Source organism: Thauera sp. GDN1 (genome assembly GCF_029223545.1).
Classification (GTDB): Bacteria; Pseudomonadota; Gammaproteobacteria; order Burkholderiales; family Rhodocyclaceae; genus Thauera.
In genome coordinates this window covers 1,377,190-1,395,540 of sequence record NZ_CP097870.1, presented here as the reverse complement: position 1 = coordinate 1,395,540, position 18,351 = coordinate 1,377,190, and the positions used below count along the sequence as shown (strand labels likewise).

At 65.6% G+C, this 18,351-nt stretch carries 17 protein-coding genes and 6 tRNA genes; 4 read left to right on the top strand and 19 right to left on the bottom strand.

Translation table 11 applies throughout. The annotated features are described in order from the left end of the window. Window positions 1-260 precede the first annotated feature (260 nt). The 3 genes from CKCBHOJB_RS06365 to fdxA form a co-directional block, all read right to left on the bottom strand. Complete coding sequence (locus CKCBHOJB_RS06365) at window positions 261-1,922, bottom strand: long-chain-fatty-acid--CoA ligase (protein ID WP_281051152.1); 1,662 nt, start codon at window positions 1,920-1,922, stop codon at window positions 261-263. A gap of 216 nt (window positions 1,923-2,138) precedes the next feature. Beyond that, on the bottom strand, window positions 2,139-2,591 hold the full coding sequence (locus CKCBHOJB_RS06360) for a CBS domain-containing protein (RefSeq protein WP_281051151.1): 453 nt from the start codon (window positions 2,589-2,591) through the stop codon (window positions 2,139-2,141). Window positions 2,592-2,692: 101 nt separating this feature from the next. Beyond that, complete coding sequence (gene fdxA, locus CKCBHOJB_RS06355) at window positions 2,693-3,016, bottom strand: ferredoxin FdxA (protein WP_281051149.1); 324 nt, start codon at window positions 3,014-3,016, stop codon at window positions 2,693-2,695. Window positions 3,017-3,345: 329 nt separating this feature from the next. On the opposite strand from fdxA, the gene trxA reads away from it, so the two are divergent. Continuing rightward, entirely contained in the window at window positions 3,346-3,672 is a 327-nt protein-coding gene (trxA, locus tag CKCBHOJB_RS06350) for a thioredoxin TrxA (RefSeq protein ID WP_281051148.1), read from the top strand. A gap of 220 nt (window positions 3,673-3,892) precedes the next feature. After that, the gene (gene rho, locus CKCBHOJB_RS06345) at window positions 3,893-5,110 is read left to right on the top strand and encodes a transcription termination factor Rho (protein ID WP_281051635.1); all 1,218 of its coding nucleotides are present in this window, start codon (window positions 3,893-3,895) and stop codon (window positions 5,108-5,110) included. Between the two features lie 103 nt (window positions 5,111-5,213). On the opposite strand, the gene CKCBHOJB_RS06340 is transcribed toward rho, so the two are convergent. The 14 genes from CKCBHOJB_RS06340 to phaC form a co-directional block, all read right to left on the bottom strand. Beyond that, window positions 5,214-6,071, bottom strand: a complete 858-nt coding sequence (locus tag CKCBHOJB_RS06340) for a 3-hydroxybutyryl-CoA dehydrogenase (RefSeq protein ID WP_281051147.1) — start codon at window positions 6,069-6,071, stop codon at window positions 5,214-5,216. Window positions 6,072-6,360: 289 nt separating this feature from the next. Beyond that, a tRNA-Asp gene (locus tag CKCBHOJB_RS06335) sits at window positions 6,361-6,437 on the bottom strand. Between the two features lie 60 nt (window positions 6,438-6,497). Then, window positions 6,498-6,573 (bottom strand) — tRNA-Glu (locus tag CKCBHOJB_RS06330). Window positions 6,574-6,601: 28 nt separating this feature from the next. Further along, window positions 6,602-6,677: transfer RNA gene (locus tag CKCBHOJB_RS06325), tRNA-Ala, on the bottom strand. Between the two features lie 96 nt (window positions 6,678-6,773). Continuing rightward, a tRNA-Asp gene (locus CKCBHOJB_RS06320) sits at window positions 6,774-6,850 on the bottom strand. 63 nt (window positions 6,851-6,913) lie between these two features. Then, window positions 6,914-6,989: transfer RNA gene (locus CKCBHOJB_RS06315), tRNA-Glu, on the bottom strand. A gap of 21 nt (window positions 6,990-7,010) precedes the next feature. Further along, a tRNA-Ala gene (locus CKCBHOJB_RS06310) sits at window positions 7,011-7,086 on the bottom strand. A gap of 67 nt (window positions 7,087-7,153) precedes the next feature. After that, the gene (locus tag CKCBHOJB_RS06305; protein ID WP_281051146.1) at window positions 7,154-8,578 is read right to left on the bottom strand and encodes an FAD-binding oxidoreductase; all 1,425 of its coding nucleotides are present in this window, start codon (window positions 8,576-8,578) and stop codon (window positions 7,154-7,156) included. A 7-nt stretch (window positions 8,579-8,585) separates the two neighbouring features. Beyond that, the gene (gene rssA / locus CKCBHOJB_RS06300; protein WP_281051634.1) at window positions 8,586-9,527 is read right to left on the bottom strand and encodes a patatin-like phospholipase RssA; all 942 of its coding nucleotides are present in this window, start codon (window positions 9,525-9,527) and stop codon (window positions 8,586-8,588) included. A gap of 66 nt (window positions 9,528-9,593) precedes the next feature. After that, window positions 9,594-10,925, bottom strand: coding sequence for a 30S ribosomal protein S12 methylthiotransferase RimO (gene rimO, locus CKCBHOJB_RS06295; protein ID WP_281051145.1), 1,332 nt, complete (start codon window positions 10,923-10,925; stop codon window positions 9,594-9,596). Window positions 10,926-10,982: 57 nt separating this feature from the next. Next, entirely contained in the window at window positions 10,983-11,579 is a 597-nt protein-coding gene (gene phaR, locus CKCBHOJB_RS06290) for a polyhydroxyalkanoate synthesis repressor PhaR (RefSeq protein ID WP_281051144.1), read from the bottom strand. Between the two features lie 119 nt (window positions 11,580-11,698). After that, entirely contained in the window at window positions 11,699-12,439 is a 741-nt protein-coding gene (locus CKCBHOJB_RS06285; protein ID WP_281051143.1) for a beta-ketoacyl-ACP reductase, read from the bottom strand. 229 nt (window positions 12,440-12,668) lie between these two features. Further along, a complete protein-coding gene (gene phbB, locus CKCBHOJB_RS06280; RefSeq protein ID WP_281051142.1) occupies window positions 12,669-13,409 on the bottom strand; it encodes an acetoacetyl-CoA reductase in 741 nt (246 codons plus the stop codon). Window positions 13,410-13,522: 113 nt separating this feature from the next. Then, entirely contained in the window at window positions 13,523-15,268 is a 1,746-nt protein-coding gene (gene phaC / locus CKCBHOJB_RS06275) for a class I poly(R)-hydroxyalkanoic acid synthase (RefSeq protein WP_281051141.1), read from the bottom strand. Window positions 15,269-15,377: 109 nt separating this feature from the next. On the opposite strand from phaC, the gene CKCBHOJB_RS06270 reads away from it, so the two are divergent. Beyond that, a complete protein-coding gene (locus tag CKCBHOJB_RS06270; RefSeq protein ID WP_281051140.1) occupies window positions 15,378-15,593 on the top strand; it encodes a hypothetical protein in 216 nt (71 codons plus the stop codon). A 67-nt stretch (window positions 15,594-15,660) separates the two neighbouring features. Here CKCBHOJB_RS06270 and pgeF read toward each other — a convergent pair whose 3' ends face one another. Together pgeF and rluD are read right to left on the bottom strand one after the other, a co-directional pair. Continuing rightward, window positions 15,661-16,398 (bottom strand): peptidoglycan editing factor PgeF, encoded by a 738-nt coding sequence (gene pgeF / locus CKCBHOJB_RS06265; RefSeq protein WP_281051633.1) that lies wholly within the window; start codon window positions 16,396-16,398, stop codon window positions 15,661-15,663. A gap of 35 nt (window positions 16,399-16,433) precedes the next feature. After that, the gene (rluD, locus tag CKCBHOJB_RS06260) at window positions 16,434-17,444 is read right to left on the bottom strand and encodes a 23S rRNA pseudouridine(1911/1915/1917) synthase RluD (RefSeq protein ID WP_281051139.1); all 1,011 of its coding nucleotides are present in this window, start codon (window positions 17,442-17,444) and stop codon (window positions 16,434-16,436) included. On the opposite strand from rluD, the gene CKCBHOJB_RS06255 reads away from it, so the two are divergent. After that, complete coding sequence (locus CKCBHOJB_RS06255; protein ID WP_281051138.1) at window positions 17,431-18,240, top strand: outer membrane protein assembly factor BamD; 810 nt, start codon at window positions 17,431-17,433, stop codon at window positions 18,238-18,240. The two genes, rluD and CKCBHOJB_RS06255, sit on opposite strands and share 14 nt — an antisense overlap. Window positions 18,241-18,351 lie beyond the last annotated feature (111 nt).

The following is an 18,351-nucleotide window of genomic DNA, read 5'->3' as shown; positions in this document are numbered from 1 at the left end:
GGCGGGCACACAAAACAAAACCCCCGTCGGGCTTGCGCGCCGACGGGGGTTTGAGATTCCTGTGCTCGAGTGCTTCTTGTCCCGTTACGACGCGTGCATGCCTACGCCTACTACGCGTACTACGACGACTGCGGACACGACGGCCGACTGGGCGGAACGGAACATGAATCGGTGTTCGAGCGAAAGCGGTTGATTACGTGACCGCGAGTTTAATCACGAAACTGTGCGACGCACAAGAATCTTTTTCGTGCAACGGCGTTTCAGTGCTCGCGCAGCTCGCGGCGCAGGATCTTGCCGACATTGCTCTTGGGCAGCTCGTCGCGGAACTCGACGTGGTGCGGCACCTTGTAGCCGGTCAGGTTCTCGCGGCAATGGGCGATCAGGACCTCCGCAGTCAGCGCAGGGTCCTTGCGCACGACGAAGATCTTCACCGCCTCCCCGCTGCGCTCGTCCGGCACGCCGATCGCCGCCACCTCGAGCACGCCCGGATGGCTGGCGACGACGTCCTCGACCTCGTTCGGATAGACGTTGAAGCCGGACACCAGGATCATGTCCTTCTTGCGGTCGACCAGGGTGACGAACCCCTTGTCGTCGATCACCGCGATGTCGCCGGTGCGCAGGAAGCCGTCGGTGGTGAAGATGCGGGCGGTCTCCTCGGGGCGGTTCCAGTAGCCCGGGGTGACCTGCGGTCCGCGCACGCACAGCTCGCCGCGCTGGCCGATCGGCTGCTCGGCGCCGTTGTCGTCGCGGATGCTGACCTCGGTGGACGACACCGGCAGACCGATCGAATGATTGAAGGCCTCGAGATCGAGCGGGTTGATGGTGACCGCCGGGGAGGTCTCGGTCAGGCCGTAGGCCTCGATCAGCTGCACGCCGGTGATCTTCTTCCATTTCTCGGCGACCGCCTGCTGCACCGCCATGCCGCCGCCGAGCGCGACGCGCAGCGAGGAGAAATCGAGCCTGGCGAAATCCGGATTGTTCACCAGTGCGTTGAACAGGGTATTCACGCCGGTGATCGCGGTGAAACGATGCCTGGACAGCTCCTTGACGAAGCCCGGGATGTCGCGCGGATTGGGGATCAGCACGTTGGTCGCGCCGATCTTCAGGAAGGTCAGGCAGTTCGCGGTCAGCGAGAAGATGTGATACAGCGGCAGCGCGGTGATGATGATCTCGCGCCCTTCACCGACGCTGGCCGAGATCCATGCGTGCGCCTGCTGCAGGTTGGCGACGATGTTGCGATGGGTGAGGATCGCGCCCTTGGCCACCCCGGTGGTGCCGCCGGTGTATTGCAGGAAGGCCATGTCTTCATGGCCGATCTCGACCGGCTGCAGCGCGTGGCCGGCACCGCGGCGCAAGGCTTCGGTGAAGGACAGATGCCCCTCGAGCCGCCACGCCGGCACCAGCTTGCGCACCCGGCGCACGACGAAGTTGACGATCGCGCCCTTGGGAAAGCCCAGCATCTCGCCCAGGCTGGTGACGATTACGTGCCTGATCGGCACCTGCGCACGCACGTGCTCGAGCGTATGGGCGAAGTTCTCGAGGATGACGATCGCTTCGGCGCCGGCGTCCGCGAGCTGGTGCTCGAGCTCGCGTGCGGTGTAGAGCGGATTGACGTTGACGATCGTGTAGCCCGCGCGCAGGGCGCCGAACAGCGCGATCGGATACTGCAGCACGTTCGGCATCATCAGTGCGACGCGCGTGCCCTTGGGCAGGCCGAGCTCGCCCTGCAGGAAGGCGCCGAAACGCGCGCTCAGCGTATCGAGTTCCGCATAGGTGATCGACTTGCCCATGCAGACGTAGGCCGTCTTGTCGGCGAAGCGCCGGACACTGCGCTCGAAGAGCTCCCCGAGCGAGCGGAATTCGTTGACGTCGATCTCCGCCGGGACACCGGGGGGGTAGCTTTTCAGCCAGATTTTTTCCACGTTGCCTCCTCCTGTTGCTGGAAATACCGCCGGCGGCCTTCCAGCCAGCCGGCTCCGCCCTCCCGAGGCGTCGGACGGGCCACACGACCCGTCCCTCATTCCAACCGGGTCGCGCCGCTCTTGTGTGCGGCGGCGTCGACCAGACGGGCGTGACTCTCCCGTCCATGGAGGTGCGACGGCCTGGCCGCCGCGTACCGGGAATTGCCCCGGCCCCGCTTACCGTTCTTCGTCCTCGCTCGCCGGCCAGTTGCGGATGTAGTTCTTGAGCATGCGGTTCTCGAAGCTCTGTTCCTCGAGCACCGCCTTGGCCACGTCGTGGAAGCTGACCACACCAAGCAGCGTGTGGTCCTCCATCACCGGCAGGTAGCGCTGATGGTGCTCGACCATCAGCCGACGCAGTTCGTCCATCTCCATGCCGGGCGCGGCAGTGAGCGGATCGCGCAGCATCACGTCCTCTACGGTGAGCGCCTGCCAGTCCGCCCCACCCTTCTGCACCGCCTGCAGCACCTGACGGAAGGTCAGCATGCCGACCATCGCCCCGCGCGAGAACACGACCAGCGAGCCGACGTCCTGCTCGTTCATGATCTCGACCGCTTCGGCGATGCTTCTGTTCGGCGCGATGGTGAATAACACCTTGCCCTTGATCGCGAGAATCTCGCTTACCAGCATGTCGATCTCCGTGCCGTGTCGATTTGGATATTCAAGCCGGACACCATCTTAGTGCATCGCCCAAGGGCCGCAAAGCCGCCAGCCGTGGGCGTTAACCCCAGTCAGCGCTCGAGCTTGTCCAGCTTGTCCTTCACCTTGGCCCACTCCTCCGCATCCGGCAGCGGCTCCTTGCGCTCGACGATCGGCTTCCACACCTTGGAGAGTTCGGCATTGAGCGCGATGAAGTGCTGCTGGTCCTGAGGCACGTCGTCCTCGGCGAAAATCGCCTCGACGGGACATTCGGCGACGCACAGCGTGCAGTCGATGCACTCTTCCGGATCGATCACCAGGAAGTTCGGTCCCTCGCGAAAACAGTCGACCGGACAAACGTCCACACAGTCGGTGTATTTGCAGCGGATACAGCTCTCGGTCACGACGTAGGTCATTGCAGGTCTCCAATTGCGGGGCTCGCGAACCGCTCGCGGCGGCCACACTCAAGGTCGAGAATATAGTCCACACGTTTGCTTTTTTGCCACGTTCGCGCGCGCGCGCCGCCTGGCCACAGCGGATTCCCTTGACGGCGGCGGCTGCTTCGCATAAGTTGCGTCAAAATTTCTTCACGGAAGGATCCCTCCTTCCGCCGGGCAGCCCGACCCCGCCGCACCCGCCTTCCCCCGCGGCGCGTTTCCAGGCTCCCACCCTCCCCACTCACGCAACACCACACAACGAAGTCCTCGACTTTCGTCCATCTCCGCTAGCCCTTACGTGAGGAATCATGAGCGAGCATATCCACTATGTGACCGACGGCAACTTCGAAACCGAAGTGCTTCAGTCCCAGACCCCGGTGCTGGTCGATTACTGGGCCGAATGGTGCGGTCCCTGCAAGATGATCGCCCCCATCCTTGACGACGTCGCCAAGGAATACGCCGGCAAGCTCAAGGTCGCCAAGCTCAACATCGACGAAAATCAGGAAACGCCCGCCAAATACGGCATCCGCGGCATTCCGACGCTGATGCTGTTCAAGGGCGGCAACGTCGAGGCGACCAAAGTGGGCGCCCTTTCCAAATCTCAACTGACCGCCTTCATTGACAGCAACATCTAAGCCGGACCAGGCTCCGGCCCGTTCCCGCGGTTCCTCGCGCGCCCGTCGCCGCGGCGCGCGCAACCGGGACGGCAATTCCCCCCAGAATCCGCAGACCGAAAACGATCTGTTCGACGTCGAGAACGGCGGCGAGGAAGGCTCTTCCACGCCGCGCGATCCCGACGCGCCCGCGCTTCACCTGTCCGAACTCAAGGCCCTGCACGTTAGCCAACTGCTGCAGATGGCGACGGACGCCGGTGTCGAGGGTGCGAACAGACTGCGCAAGCAGGAACTCGTCTTCGCGCTGCTGCGCAACCGTGCCCGCAGGGGCGAACCGATCTGTGGCGACGGCGCACTCGAAGTGCTGCCTGACGGGTTCGGCTTCCTGCGCTCTCCCGACACCTCGTATCTCGCGGGCACCGACGACATCTACGTCTCGCCCTCGCAGATCCGGCGCTTCAACCTGCGCACCGGCGACACCATCGAGGGCGAGATCCGCATCCCGAAGGATGGCGAACGTTACTTCGCGCTGACCAAGCTCGACAAGATCAACGGTCGGCCGCCGGAAGAGTGCAAGACCAAGATCCTGTTCGAGAACCTCACGCCCCTGCATCCACAGGAATGCCTGAAGCTCGAGCGCGAGGTCCGTGGCGAGGAGAACGTCACCAGCCGCATCATCGACATGATCGCGCCGATCGGCAAGGGCCAGCGCGGCCTGCTCGTCGCCCCGCCCAAGAGCGGCAAGACGGTCATGCTGCAGCACATCGCGCACGCGATCACGGCCAACCATCCGGACGTGAAGCTGATCGTGCTGCTGATCGACGAGCGTCCGGAGGAAGTGACCGAGATGCTGCGTTCGGTGAAGGGCGAGGTCGTGGCCTCCACCTTCGACGAGCCGGCCACCCGTCACGTCCAGGTCGCCGAGATGGTGATCGAGAAGGCCAAGCGCCTGACCGAGCACAAGTACGACGTGGTGATCCTGCTCGACTCGCTGACCCGCCTGGCGCGTGCCTACAACACCGTGGTGCCGGCCTCCGGCAAGGTGCTGACCGGCGGTGTCGATGCCAACGCCCTGCAGAAGCCCAAGCGCTTCTTCGGTGCGGCGCGCAACATCGAGGAAGGGGGCTCGCTGACCATCATCGCCACCACGCTGGTCGACACCGGCAGCCGCATGGACGACGTGATCTACGAGGAATTCAAGGGCACCGGCAACATGGAGCTCCACCTCGACCGTCGCATGGCGGAGAAGCGCGTCTATCCGGCGATCAACGTCAACCGCTCCGGCACCCGCCGCGAAGAGCTCCTGCTCAAGTCCGACGTGCTGCAGAAGGTGTGGATCCTGCGCAAGCTGCTGTACGGCATGGACGACATCGACGCGATGGAATTCCTGCTCGACAAGGTCAAGGCCACCAAGAGCAACGCCGAGTTCTTCGACGCGATGCGCACCGGCCGCGGCTGATCCTAGCGCTGCCTGCAAGCACAAACGCCACCCGCTGAGGTGGCGTTTGCATTTGTGCGTCGGCCTGGCGCACCGGGGTGGAGCGCCGGGCCTCGCCCCATGATCACTTCGCCGGGTATTCGAAGAAGCCCTTGCCGCTCTTGCGCCCCAGATAGCCCGCTTCCAGCATCTCCACCAGCAGCGGCGCCGGACGGTACTTCGGATCCTTGGTACCTTCGTACAGCACCTGCATCACCGCCAGTTCCACATCCAGACCGATCAGGTCGCACAGGGCGAGCGGGCCGATCGGGTGGTTGCAGCCGAGCTTCATCGCCTCGTCGATCTCGGCCGCCGTGGCCAGGCCTTCGCCAAGCGCGAACACCGCCTCGTTGATCATCGGGCACAGCATGCGATTGACCACGAAGCCGGGGCTGTTCTTGACCTTGATCGGAGTCTTGCCGATCGACTTCGCCAGCTCTTCCACCGCCGCATAGGTACCCGCAGAGGTCTGCAGGCCGTTGATCAGCTCCACCAGCGCCATCAGCGGCACCGGGTTGAAGAAGTGCATGCCGATCACCTGCCCCGGGCGCTGGGTGGCCGCAGCCAGGCGCGTGATCGAGATCGAGGAGGTGTTGCTGGCGAGGATCGCCTCGGGCTTCAGCGTCTTGTCGAGGTCGGCGAAGATGCGCAGCTTGAGGTCGACATTCTCGGTCGCCGCCTCGATCACGAGATCGCATTCGGCCAGCCCTGCGACAGCGCCAGCGGTCGAGATGTGCGCCATTGCGGTCGCCTTCTGCTCGGCGCTCATTTTCTCCTTCTTGATCAGGCGATCGAGGCTGGCACTGATCGTGTCGAGACCACGTTTCAGCTGCGCCTCGCCCACGTCCATCATCACCACGTCGCAGCCGGCCACGGCAAGCGCCTGCGCGATTCCGTTACCCATCGTGCCTGCACCCACCACACCGATCTTGTCGATAGCCATCGTCTTCGCTCTCCTTCGCACGTTCAATGTTCAAGCGGGCAGCGGCAGATCGACACGACGAGCCTTCCATACCGCTGCGTATGGGCGGCACTTTAGCGGATTCGACCGGCGCGCACCAGTACCAGGCCGATCCGGGACATGCCTAAGGCGCAGCATTAACCGCGTGCGCCGACCCAGGCGGTCGCACCGGGATGAGACCGTTCCAGCAAAACATGGGGATGATCGCACGATGACCGGCGACGGAATGGAAAAAAGCCCTTTGTCGAATGATCGACAAAGGGCTTTTTGGTGGCGGAGTGGACGGGACTCGAACCCGCGACCCCCGGCGTGACAGGCCGGTATTCTAACCGACTGAACTACCACTCCGCGCTGACCTGCTGCGGCTTTCGCCGTCTTGCTGTCCGATTTGTGCCGGACAGCCTTGTGTGGCGTCCCCACGGGGATTCGAACCCCGGTTATCGCCGTGAAAGGGCGGTGTCCTAGGCCTCTAGACGATGGGGACTGCAAGCCTATCTACTGCATAAACCTTTTGGTGGAGGTAAGCGGGATCGAACCGCTGACCTCTTGCATGCCATGCAAGCGCTCTCCCAGCTGAGCTATACCCCCACAACGAGGCGGCGATTATAGCTTCCGGAAAAGCCCACCGCAAGCGTTTCGAATTGTCACCTTCGAAACATTCCAGAGCATGGCTCTGGTTGAAACTGGCGGAGTGGACGGGACTCGAACCCGCGACCCCCGGCGTGACAGGCCGGTATTCTAACCGACTGAACTACCACTCCGCACTGACCTGCTCCGGCTTCCACCGGATTTGCCTCGCAGCCGATTGGCTGCGCTGCCTTGTATGGCGTCCCCACGGGGATTCGAACCCCGGTTATCGCCGTGAAAGGGCGGTGTCCTAGGCCTCTAGACGATGGGGACTACGGCACATCAACTTCGATTTGGTGGAGGTAAGCGGGATCGAACCGCTGACCTCTTGCATGCCATGCAAGCGCTCTCCCAGCTGAGCTATACCCCCTGCACCGAAGAGCGCGCATTATAGGTCGCCTCATCGGGCTTGTAAACGTCTTTCTGCGTCTTTTTGATCATCCGCCTTCGTGACGGAGCACCTTGCCCGGGTTCATCAACCCCTGTGGATCGAGCGCCTGCTTGATCCGCTGCATCAGCTCGATCTCCAGCGCCGACTTGTAGTGCAGGATCTCGTCGCGCTTGAGCTGGCCGAGGCCGTGTTCTGCCGAGATCGAGCCACCGAGTTCGCACACCAGATCATGCACGATCCGATTCACCTCGCCGGTACGTGCGATGAAGGCGACGTTGTCGTCCGCGACAGGCTTGGACAGATTGTAGTGCAGGTTACCGTCGCCGATGTGGCCGAAAGCCACCACGCGCACGTCCGGCCAGCGCCGTGCGAGCGCCCTGCCCGCACGCTCGAGGAATTCGGCGATCCGGCTCATCGGCACCGCCACGTCGTGCTTGATGCTGACGCCCTCGATGCGCTGCGCTTCCGAGATGTTCTCGCGCAGCGCCCACAGCGCCTGCGCCTGGGCAACACTGGCTGCCACCGCAGCATCGCTCGCCAGCCCCTGTTCGCACGCCGTCGCCAGCGCCGCCTCGAGCTGGGCCTCCAGCGGCGCGTCGCTCGCGGGGTCGGACAGCTCGACGAGCACAGTCCACGCGGGCGCACCGGCGAGCGGATCGCGGGCGCCGGGGATGTGCTGCAGCACAAGCTCCAGCGCGGCGCGGCCGACGATCTCGAAGGCGCTGACGCGGTCGCCGCAGTTCGCACGCAGCAATCCGAGCAGGCGCACCGCCGCCGCCGGGTCGGGCACCGCCACCCACGCGGTGGCGCGGCTGCGGATCGCCGGGAAGAGCTTCAGCACCGCCGCCGAGACGATGCCGAGCGTACCCTCCGCACCGATGAAGAGCTGCTTGAGATCGTAGCCGGTGTTGTCCTTGCGCAGGCCGCGCAGGCCGTCCCAGACGCGGCCGTCCGCAAGCACCACCTCGAGGCCGAGGATCAGATCCCGGGTATTGCCGTAGCGCAGCACCTGCACCCCGCCGGCGTTGGTCGACAGGTTGCCGCCGATCATGCAACTGCCCTCGGAAGCCAGCGCCAGCGGAAACAGCCGCCCCGCGGCCGCGGCGGCCTCCTGCACCGCTGCGAGCGTGCAGCCGGCCTCGACGGTGAGGGTGTCGTTGTCGGTATCGAGCGCACGGATGCGGCTCATGCGCGCCAGGCTGATCACCACCGCGGCGCCGTCGGCGAGCGGAGTCGCGCCGCCGCACAGGCCGGTATTGCCGCCCTGCGGCACCATCGGCACCCCGGCCGCCGCGCAGGCGGCGACCACCGCTGCCAGTTGCGGGGTGTCCTGCGGGCGGACCACCGCACGCGCGCGACCGTGGTAGCGCCCACGCCAGTCGCTCAGGTAGGGCGCCATGTCGTGCGCAGCATCGAGCACATGCGCCGCGCCCACGATGCCCCGCAGCGTGTCGGCCAGGGAATCCGTCATCGCTTCCTCACTCGTTGCCGATGCCGAGCAGCTCGCGCAGCAGCGGCCTGACCCGCGCAACCGCGGCCACGCCCTCGGCGATCGCCTCGTCGGCGCGGTGGTAATCCATCAGGCCGAGCTGGGACACGCGCGGCGAGACCAGCAGGTCGGCCGGCTCGCCGGCCAGACGGCTGCGCGCGATGCGCACCTGCATGATGTTGATGCTGGAGCTGATCACGGACACCAGCGAGGGGAGGTTGTCGTCAGCAACGCGGGCGGGCGCCGGAGCCCCGTCTTCCGCGGCGAAACCGAAGCGCGATAGCAGGCGTTCGGTCCATCCGGCCTCGGTCTCCTCCAGCGGCGCAGGCTCTACCGCCGAGTGCCGGAACGCGCGGCCGACCATGTCTGAACCGAGGTCCACCGCGATCACCACGTCGGCCCCCATCGCCCGGCACAGCGACACCGGCACCGGATTGACCAGCCCGCCGTCGACCAGCATCCGCCCCTGGTGCAGTACCGGCGTCATCAGTCCGGGAAGCGCGATCGAGGCGCGCACCGCGGCCGACACGCTGCCTTCGTGCAGCCAGATCTCGCGTCCGGTGGACAGTTCGGTGGCGACGCACGCGAAGCGCTGATCGAGTTCGGTGAAGTCACGATCGACGAAGTTGCGCTCGAAGAAATCGATCAGCTTCTGGCCCTTGATCAGCCCACCGCGCAGCGACACGTCGAGCAGCGAAACCACGTCCTGCCACTTGAGCGTCTCGGCCCAGCGCACCAGCTTGTCGAGGTCGCCCGAGGCCGCGGCCGCGCCGACGAAGGCGCCGATCGAGCAGCCGGTGATGATCTGCGGCGCGATGCCTTCGCGCGCGAGTTCCTGCAGCACGCCCAGGTGCGCCCAGCCGCGCGCCGCACCGCTACCGAGCGCGAGACCGATCGCCGGCCCGTCGCCCGCAGGCTTCGCACAGGCCAGTCCGACCGCGCCGAGGGCACTCGCTCCACTCACCGCGACGCCCTCCCCGGCATGCCGGATCGCGCCTTATTCGATGCGCTCGGCGTAGAGGTCGTGCACATCGCAATCGGTGATGCGCACCCGCACGAAGTCGCCCGGTGCCAGGCCTTCGCCGTCGGGGATGATGACCAGGCCGTCGATCTCGGGCGCGTCGCCCGGCGAACGTGCGAGCGCGCCCTCCTCGTCGACCTCGTCGACGAGCACGGTCATCTCGCGATCGATCTTGGCCTCGAGGCGCTGGGTGGAGATGTCTTCCTGGAAATCCATCAGGCGCATACGACGCTCCTCGCGCACCTCCTCCGGCACCGCATCGGGCAGCTCGTTGGCCGCTGCGCCTTCCACCGGGGAATAGGCGAAGGCGCCGACGCGGTCGAGCTGGGCTTCCTCGAGGAAGTTCAGCAGCATCTCGAAGTCTTCCTCGGTCTCGCCGGGGAAGCCGGTGATGAAGGTCGAGCGGATGGTCAGGTCGGGGCAGATGCTGCGCCACTTGCGCACGCGCTCGAGCACGTTCTCGGCGTTGGCCGGGCGCTTCATGGCCTTGAGGATGCGCGGGCTGGCGTGCTGGAAGGGCACATCGAGGTAAGGCAGGATCTTGCCCTCGGCCATCAGCGGGATCAGGTCGTCGACGCTCGGGTAGGGATAGACGTAGTGCATCCGGATCCAGATGCCGAGCTCGCCGAGCGCCTTGGCGAGGTCGAGCAGCCGCGTCTTGACCGGACGCCCGCCCCAGAATCCGGTGCGGTACTTGACGTCGACGCCGTAGGCCGAGGTGTCCTGCGAGATCACGAGGATTTCCTTGACGCCGGCATCGGCCAGCGCCTCGGCCTCGCGCATCACCTCGTGGATCGGGCGGCTGACCAGATCGCCACGCATCGAGGGGATGATGCAGAAGGTGCAGCGGTGGTTGCAGCCTTCGGAAATCTTCAGGTAGGCATAGTGCTGCGGCGTCAGGCGGATGCCCTGCGGCGGCACGAGGTCGGTGAAGGGGTCGTGCGGCTTGGGCAGGTGCCTGTGCACCGCGTGCATGACCTCTTCGGTCGCGTGCGGACCGGTCACGGCGAGAACCTGCGGATGCGCGGACAGGATCACGTCGTCCTTGGCGCCCAGGCAGCCGGTGACGATGACCTTGCCGTTCTCGGCCAGCGCCTCGCCGATCGCGTCGAGCGACTCCTCGACCGCGGCATCGATGAAACCACAGGTGTTGACGACCACCAGGTCGGCGTCGTCATAGCTGCCCGAGATCGTGTAGCCCTCGGCGCGCAAGCGGGTGAGGATGTGCTCGGAATCGACGGTCGCCTTCGGGCAGCCGAGGGAAACGAAGCCGACGCGCGGCAGGTCCGGGGTCTTGAAGGTGGTCATGCGAGGAAAACCTGTCGGGTCGAAACGGACATGCGCGGCGGGTCCGCGCTCATCCGGTCACTTCTTGCCTTCGTCCTTGCCCATGGCCGCCGGAGCGGACGACGGGCCGTCTTCGGGCTTGACGTAGTTGGGAAACTGGAAGCCGGTGAACATGTTGCGCGTCTGGCTCTCGAGCTGGCTCTGCATCTGCTCGAACATCTTCTTCGACTGATCCACGTAGGCGCCCATCATGCTCTGCAGCGCGGGCCCCTGGAAGTTGAGGAACTGCGCCCACAGGTCCTGGCCGACCGGGCTGTTCTCGCCATAGATCGCGTGCGCCTGGTCCTGCAGCTTGGCCTGCATCTCCGTGAAGGCCTTGATGTTGCTCTCGAGGTACTTGCCCATCATGCCCTGCATCGCGTTGCCGTAGAAACGGATCATGTGCGCGAGCAGGTCGCTGGTGAACATCGGCGCGCCGCCGGCTTCTTCCTCGAGGATGATCTGCAGCAGGATGCTGCGCGTCAGATCCTCGCTGGTCTTGGCATCCAAGACCTGGAACAGCTCGTGGTTGAGCACCAGCTCCTTGACGTCCGCCAGGGTGATGTACGAACTCGTGCGCGTGTCGTACAGACGGCGGTTCGGGTATTTCTTGATCAGGCGCTGCTGTTCCGGCATCTCTCCATCTCCTCGGCGGCGGTGTCTTCGCTCTTTACGGAAAAATTATATCGCGCCGCGAAAACGAAACCCCGTCCTTCGACGGGGCTTCGTGATTTCGCGCATGGCACGCTGCAACATCAGCACATGTGCAGGCCGCCATTGATGTTGATGGTGGCGCCGGTGATGTAGGCGGCCTTGTCGGAGGCGAGGTAGGCGCACAGGTCGCCGATCTCGTCCGGACGGCCGAGGCGCTTCATCGGCACGGTGTCGATGATGCCCTGGCGGATGTCGTCGCGGATCGCCATGACCATGTCGGTGCCGATATAGCCCGGAGCGATCGCATTGACGGTCACGCCCTTGGTGGCGAGCTCGGCGGCGAGCGCCTTGGTGAAGCCCAGCACGCCGGCCTTGGCCGCCGAATAGTTGGTCTGGCCGGCCTGGCCCTTGACGCCGTTCACCGAGGAGATGTTGATGATCCGGCCCCAGCCGCGCTCGGCCATCTTGGCGGAGACGTGATGGGTCACGTTGAACAGGCTGTTCAGGTTGGTGCTGATGACCGCATCCCACTGCCCCTTTTCCATCTTGGGGAAGAACTTGTCGCGGGTGATGCCGGCGTTGTTCACCAGGACGTCGATCGGACCGACTTCGGCTTCGATCTTCGCAACCATGGCGGCACACGATTCGTAGTTCGAGACATCGCCTTCAGCGGCGGCGAAGTCGAAACCCAGGTCACGCTGGGCGGACAGCCAGGCGTCCTTCTGCTCGAAGTTCGGCAGGCAGTTGGCGACGACCTTGAAACCGTCCTTGGAGAGGGACTGGCAGATCGCCGTGCCGAGACCACCCATGGCGCCGGTAACGAGAGCGATTTTCTGGGACATCTTGAAATCCTTCTGGGGCAATTTTGGAAACCGAAGCCACTGGCAGGCACCCTTGCCCGCATCCTCTTCGGCACAACATGCGGCAGCGCGTCAGCCACCGCACCGAGCCATTATATCCACTGTTGACTGAACTTGTTGCAACGCAATACCCCAGAAAATATTGCGCCGCGGATAAAAAACGCGCCCTGGCGGGCGCGTTCTTTCGATGCCTGTTCCAGCTCGCGCGGAATCAGAACATGTGCTGGCCACCGTTGATCGAGATGTTGGCGCCGGTCACGAACGCCGCCTCGTCCGAGGACAGGTAAGCGACCAGGCCGGCGATCTCTTCCGGCTTGCCCAGGCGGGACACCGGGATCTGCGGCAGGATCTTGGAGTCGAGGATCTCCTGCGGAATCGCCATCACCATCTTGGTGCCGATGTAGCCCGGCGAGATCGTGTTGACGGTCACGCCGTTGCGCGCCACTTCCAGCGCCAGCGCCTTGGTGAAGCCGTGCATGCCGGCCTTGGCGGCGGCGTAGTTGGTCTGGCCGAAGGCGCCCTTCTGGCCGTTGACCGAAGACACGTTGATCACGCGACCCCACTTGCGCTCGACCATGCCATCCATGACCTGCTTGGTCATGTTGAAGGCCGAGTCGAGGTTGGTGCTGATGACCGCATCCCAGTCGGCCTTGGTCATCTTCTTGAAGGTCATGTCGCGGGTGATGCCGGCGTTGTTGACCAGCACATCGACCGGCCCCACCTCCCTGACCACCTGCTCGACGCAGGCCTTGCACGAATCGAAATCGGACACGTCGCAGGGAACCGCCTTGAAGCCGTAGCCCATGTTGTTCATGGTCTGCAGCCATTCGTGCGCCTTGGCATTGCCCGGGGAATGCGTCGTGACCACCCTGTAGCCCAGCGCTGCGAGCTTGATGCAGATCGCCTCGCCCAGACCACCCATGCCACCCGTTACCAGTGCAACTCTTGCCATCGTTCTCTCCTCTCCCTAATCGGGTACCAATGTTCTTGTGGACGGTCGTTGAACACGACGGCAGCGACCGTCCGATCCGCTGCCGCCGAGAAAGAATGCCTCCGCGGCCCTCGTCAGGCGCGCTCCTTGACGTAACGCCCCGGCGCCGGTTCGATCGGCTCGTACTTCGTGCTGCCCAGGCGACCGCGCGCCGCGACCTGCTTGCCACCATGGCCGCGCAGCCATTCGATCCAGTGCAGCCACCAGCTTCCCTTGTTCTCGGTCGCGCCATCCAGCCATTCGTCCGGATCCGCAGGGCGCCCCTCTGCGGTCCAGTAACTGCGACGGTTCTTCGAGGCCGGATTGATCGCGCCGGCGATGTGGCCGCTGGCGCCGAGCACGAAGGTGGTGTCGCCGCCGAGCAGGTTGCGCGCCAGGTAGGCGCTCTTCCACGGCACGATGTGGTCTTCGCGCGCCGCCATCAGGTAGGCCGGCACATCCACCTTGCCGAGGTCGACCTTGTGACCGAGCATCTTGAGCTTGCCCGGCACGCGCAGGTTGTTCTCGAGGTACATGTTGCGCAGGTACCAGGTCAGGAACGGCCCCGGGAGATTGGTCGAATCCGAGTTCCAGTACAGCAGGTCGAAGGCGACCGGCTTGTTGCCCTTGAGGTAGTTGCCGACGACGTACTGCCACACGAGGTCGTTGGCGCGCAGGAAGGAGAACACGTTGGCGAGCTCCTGGCCCTTGAGCACCCCGCCCTTGCCGATCGCGGCCTCGCGCGCGGTGACGCTGGCCTCGTCGACCAGGCAGCCGAGCTCGCCCGCATCGGAGAAATCGAGCAGCGTGGTCATCAGCGTCAGGCTGGACACCGGCTCCTCGCCACGCGCCCGCGCCACCGCGAGCGCGGAGGTCAGGATGGTGCCGCCGACGCAGAAGCCGAGCACGTTGGGCTTCTTGACGCGGGTGATCGAACGCACCACCTCGAGCGCCGCCAGCGGCCCCTTCTCGAGGTAGTCGTCCCATGTGTGGTGCCCGCCGCTGTCGGGACGCGGGTTCTTCCACGACACGAGAAAGACGGTGAAGCCCTGCTCGACGACGAAGCGCACGAGCGAGTTCTCCGGCTGCAGGTCCATGATGTAGAACTTGTTGATGCACGGCGGCACGATCAGCAGCGGCACCTGCGCGACCTTCTCGGTCAGCGGCGCGTACTGGATCAGCTGCATCAGCTCGTTCTCGAAAACGACCGAACCCGGCGTCAGCGCCAGGTTGCGGCCGATCTCGAAGGCCGAGTCGTCGGTCATCGAGATCCGCCCCTTCTCGAGGTCGGCGAGCAGGTTCTGCACGCCGCGGGCGATGCTCTCGCCCTTGGTCTCGACCGCGGTCTTGATGAACTCCGGATTGGTCGCCGCGAAGTTGCTCGGCGACAACGCGTCGATGTACTGCCGGGTAAGGAACTGGATGCGCGACTTGGCGCGGCCATCGGCGATCGGCATCGAATCGGCCATCCTGCGCAGCAGGTCGGCATTGAGCAGGTAAGCCTGGCGCACGTAGTCGAACACCGGGCTCTCGGACCACTCCGGCGCGGCGAAGCGCTTGTCGCCCGGTTCGGGCTGGACGACGGTCTCGCCCGCTTCACCCGGCTTGCGGCCGAGCATGGACGACCACAATGCAGCCTGCTTCTCGGCGTATTCGCGCTGCATCGCGGCCACGACTTCGGCCTCGGGCATCGGCAGCTTCGGTGCGGCAACGCCGGAAGAATCCTGCATCGCCACGTGCTGACGTGCCAGCGCATCGAAGAAACCCTGCGCCATCGCCTGCCCCGCGGCGAGCATCGCCTGCATGCTAGGCGGCACCTGTTTGCCCGCTGAATCCGACATCCAAACCTCCTGAGCCTTTCTCTTGGTGATTTCCGGCGGCCGAAACCGCACGTTTGTTGGTGTTGTGGCGCAGGCGACCGCCCGAGCGATCACGCGCTAGAATCGGTGCATGTACCTGATCCCGATTGCCTGGCTCTACGTCGTCATCCTGATTGCCGCTGCGGAAGACACGATCGTCGCCGCGGTGCTGACCTTCGTCTTCTGGGGCCTCGCGCCCCTGGCGCTTTTCCTGTGGTTGTTCGGCACCCCGGCACGCCGGCGTCGGCGCATGGAAAGGGAAGCACGCGAATGCAACGATAGAGCCGAAACGCACGCCGATCAATAGGCACGGCGCCTCCGGCGCTCATGCAGTGCGAGTGCTCCACCAGCGGTGACCGGATTCGGACGTTCGATCAACGCCCACGCAGCCAGACCAGGGACGCGAAGCGGCCGGTGACGCCGTCGCGCCGGTAGGAATAGAAACGCTCCGGCGCAGACACCGTGCACACCCCGCCGCCCGCGATGCGGACGAGGCCGGCCGCGCGCAGGCGCAGGCGGGCGAGCGCGAACAGATCCGCGAGCCATTTTCCCGGCACGTCGCGGGCGACGAAGGCCGCCGCAGCGGCCGGGTCGGCGGCCACGAAGGCTGCCCGCACTTCGTCCCCGACCTCGAAGGCCGTCGGTCCGATCGCCGGTCCGAGCCAGGCACGCAGGCGGTGCGGCGGCACCCCCATCCGCCGGACCGTGTTTTCCAGCACGCCGGCGGCCAGGCCACGCCAGCCGGCATGGGCGGCGGCGACCACCGACGCCTCGTCGTCGCAGAACAGCACCGGCAGGCAATCGGCGGTCAATACTGCACACACCCGCGCGCCGGTGCGCGCGAGCACGGCATCGGCCTCGGGCACGCCCGTGCATGCGTCGGCATGGGCCACCGCGGCACCGTGGACCTGGTTCAGCCACAGCGGATCGGCGGGCAGGAACGAGCGCAGGCGTTCGCGGTTGGCGGCCACTGCTGCCGGATCGTCGCCCACGTGGGCGCCGAGATTGAAGCCCGCGTATGGCCCGGCGCTCCCGCCACCAGCGCGCGTGGTCAGCAGGGCGCCGACACCGGGAGGCAGATCCCAGTCGGGGCGCAGAACGCCCGGGGCGATCTCCTCCAAAGATGCATCCACCATGCCGCCCCGTTTCATTCCTTTCCCCCCGAGCTCCGGCCGCGCAGCGCATCGACCAGCACCGCGAAGTCCGCGGCCATCGGCACGCTCCACTCCATGGCGGCGCCGGAGTGCGGGTGGACCAGGCCGAGACGGAAGGCATGCAGCGCCTGGCGCGGGAAGCGGTCGAGCACGGCGTCGCCCGTGCGCCGCTGGCCGTAGACCGGATCGCCTACCAGCGGATGACCGATATGCGCCATATGCACGCGGATCTGGTGGGTGCGGCCGGTCTCCAGCCGGCACTCGACCAACGTGCAGCGAGCGAAGCGCGCGACCACTAGGTAGTGCGTTATCGCCGGGCGGCCGTTGCCGACGACCGCCATCCGGGTGCGCTGCGTCGGATGACGGCCGATCGGCGCATCCACGGTACCGCCACTGCCAAGCTGGCCCTGCACCAGGGCCCAGTAGTGGCGCTTCACGCTGCGCGCCTGCAACTGGCGGACGAGCTCGGTCTGCGCCGCCAGCGTCTTCGCCACCACCATCAAGCCGCTGGTGTCCTTGTCGAGCCGGTGTACGATGCCGGCGCGCGGCACAGCGGCGAGCGCGGGGTCGTGATGCAGCAGCGCGTTGAGCAGGGTGCCGCTCCAGTTGCCGCTGCCCGGATGCACCACCAGTCCGACCGGCTTGTCGATGACGAGGATATGCTCGTCCTCATACACGGGTGCGAGGGGGATGTCCTCGGGCAGCTCGGCGGCGAGCTCGGGGGGCGGCGGTGCGTCGATCTCGACCACCTCGCCGCCACACACCTTGCGCCGCGCATCGGGAGAGGCGCCGTCGACACGGATGTAGCCGTCACGAAGCCAGCCCTGCAGCCTGCTGCGCGAGTGTTCCGGAAACAGCCTGGCCAGCGCCTGATCGAGGCGCAGGCCGCCCAGCTCGGCCGGAATCGTCACCGCATCGCACGAGTCGGCGTCGTCGGCAGGCAGGGCGGCTGGGATATAATCGGCGCGTTCATTCACGCGAGTGTCTTCGATGGCCAGGTTCACCCCCGGAAGTTTAACGGCAAAAGCCGCCCTCATTGGTGCCCTGCTGCTCGGCGGCTGCGGCCTGCTCCCCGAGCAGGTCGACGAGACGGCGGGCTGGAATGCCCAGACGCTCTATTCCGAAGCCAAGGCCTCGATGTCCGAAGGCGGCTATGACCGTGCGATCCAGCTCTTCGAGAAACTCGAGGCGCGCTACCCATACGGGCGTTTTGCCCAGCAGGCCCAGCTCGAGGTTGCCTATGCCTACTACAAGCAGGGCGAACAGGCGCTGGCGCTGGCGGCGGCGGACCGCTTCATCAAGCTCCATCCGAACCACCAGAACGTGGATTACGCCTACTACCTGAAGGGCCTGGTCAACTTCAACGAGGACCTCGGACTGCTCGCCGGTCTGTCTCGCCAGGACCTGTCGGAACGCGACCCCAAGGGTGCGCGCGAGGCCTTCGACAGCTTCCGCGAACTCGTCGAACGCTTCCCGGAAAGCCGCTACGCCGACGACTCGCGCGCGCGCATGCAGTACCTGGTGAACTCGCTCGCCTCGCATGAAGTGCACGTGGCGCGCTATTACTACAACCGCGGCGCCTATGTGGCCGCGGTCAATCGCGCCCAGACCGCGGTCACCAACTTCCCGCAGGCGCCGGCGACCGAGGAAGCCCTTTTCCTGCTGGTCAAGAGCTACGACGCGATGGGCCTGACCCAGTTGCGCGACGACGCCGAGCGCGTGATGCGCACCAACTTCCCCGACAGCGTCTATTTCCGCGGCGGGCCGCAGGACGACAGGCCGTGGTGGCAGCTCTGGTGAGCTGGTCCCGCGAGCTGCCGCACTGAGCGGCAACAAGAAAGGCGCCCGCGGGCGCCTTTCTTGTTTGTGCCGGCGATCACGGCCGCGGACTCGAACCCGCAGCCGTGATGT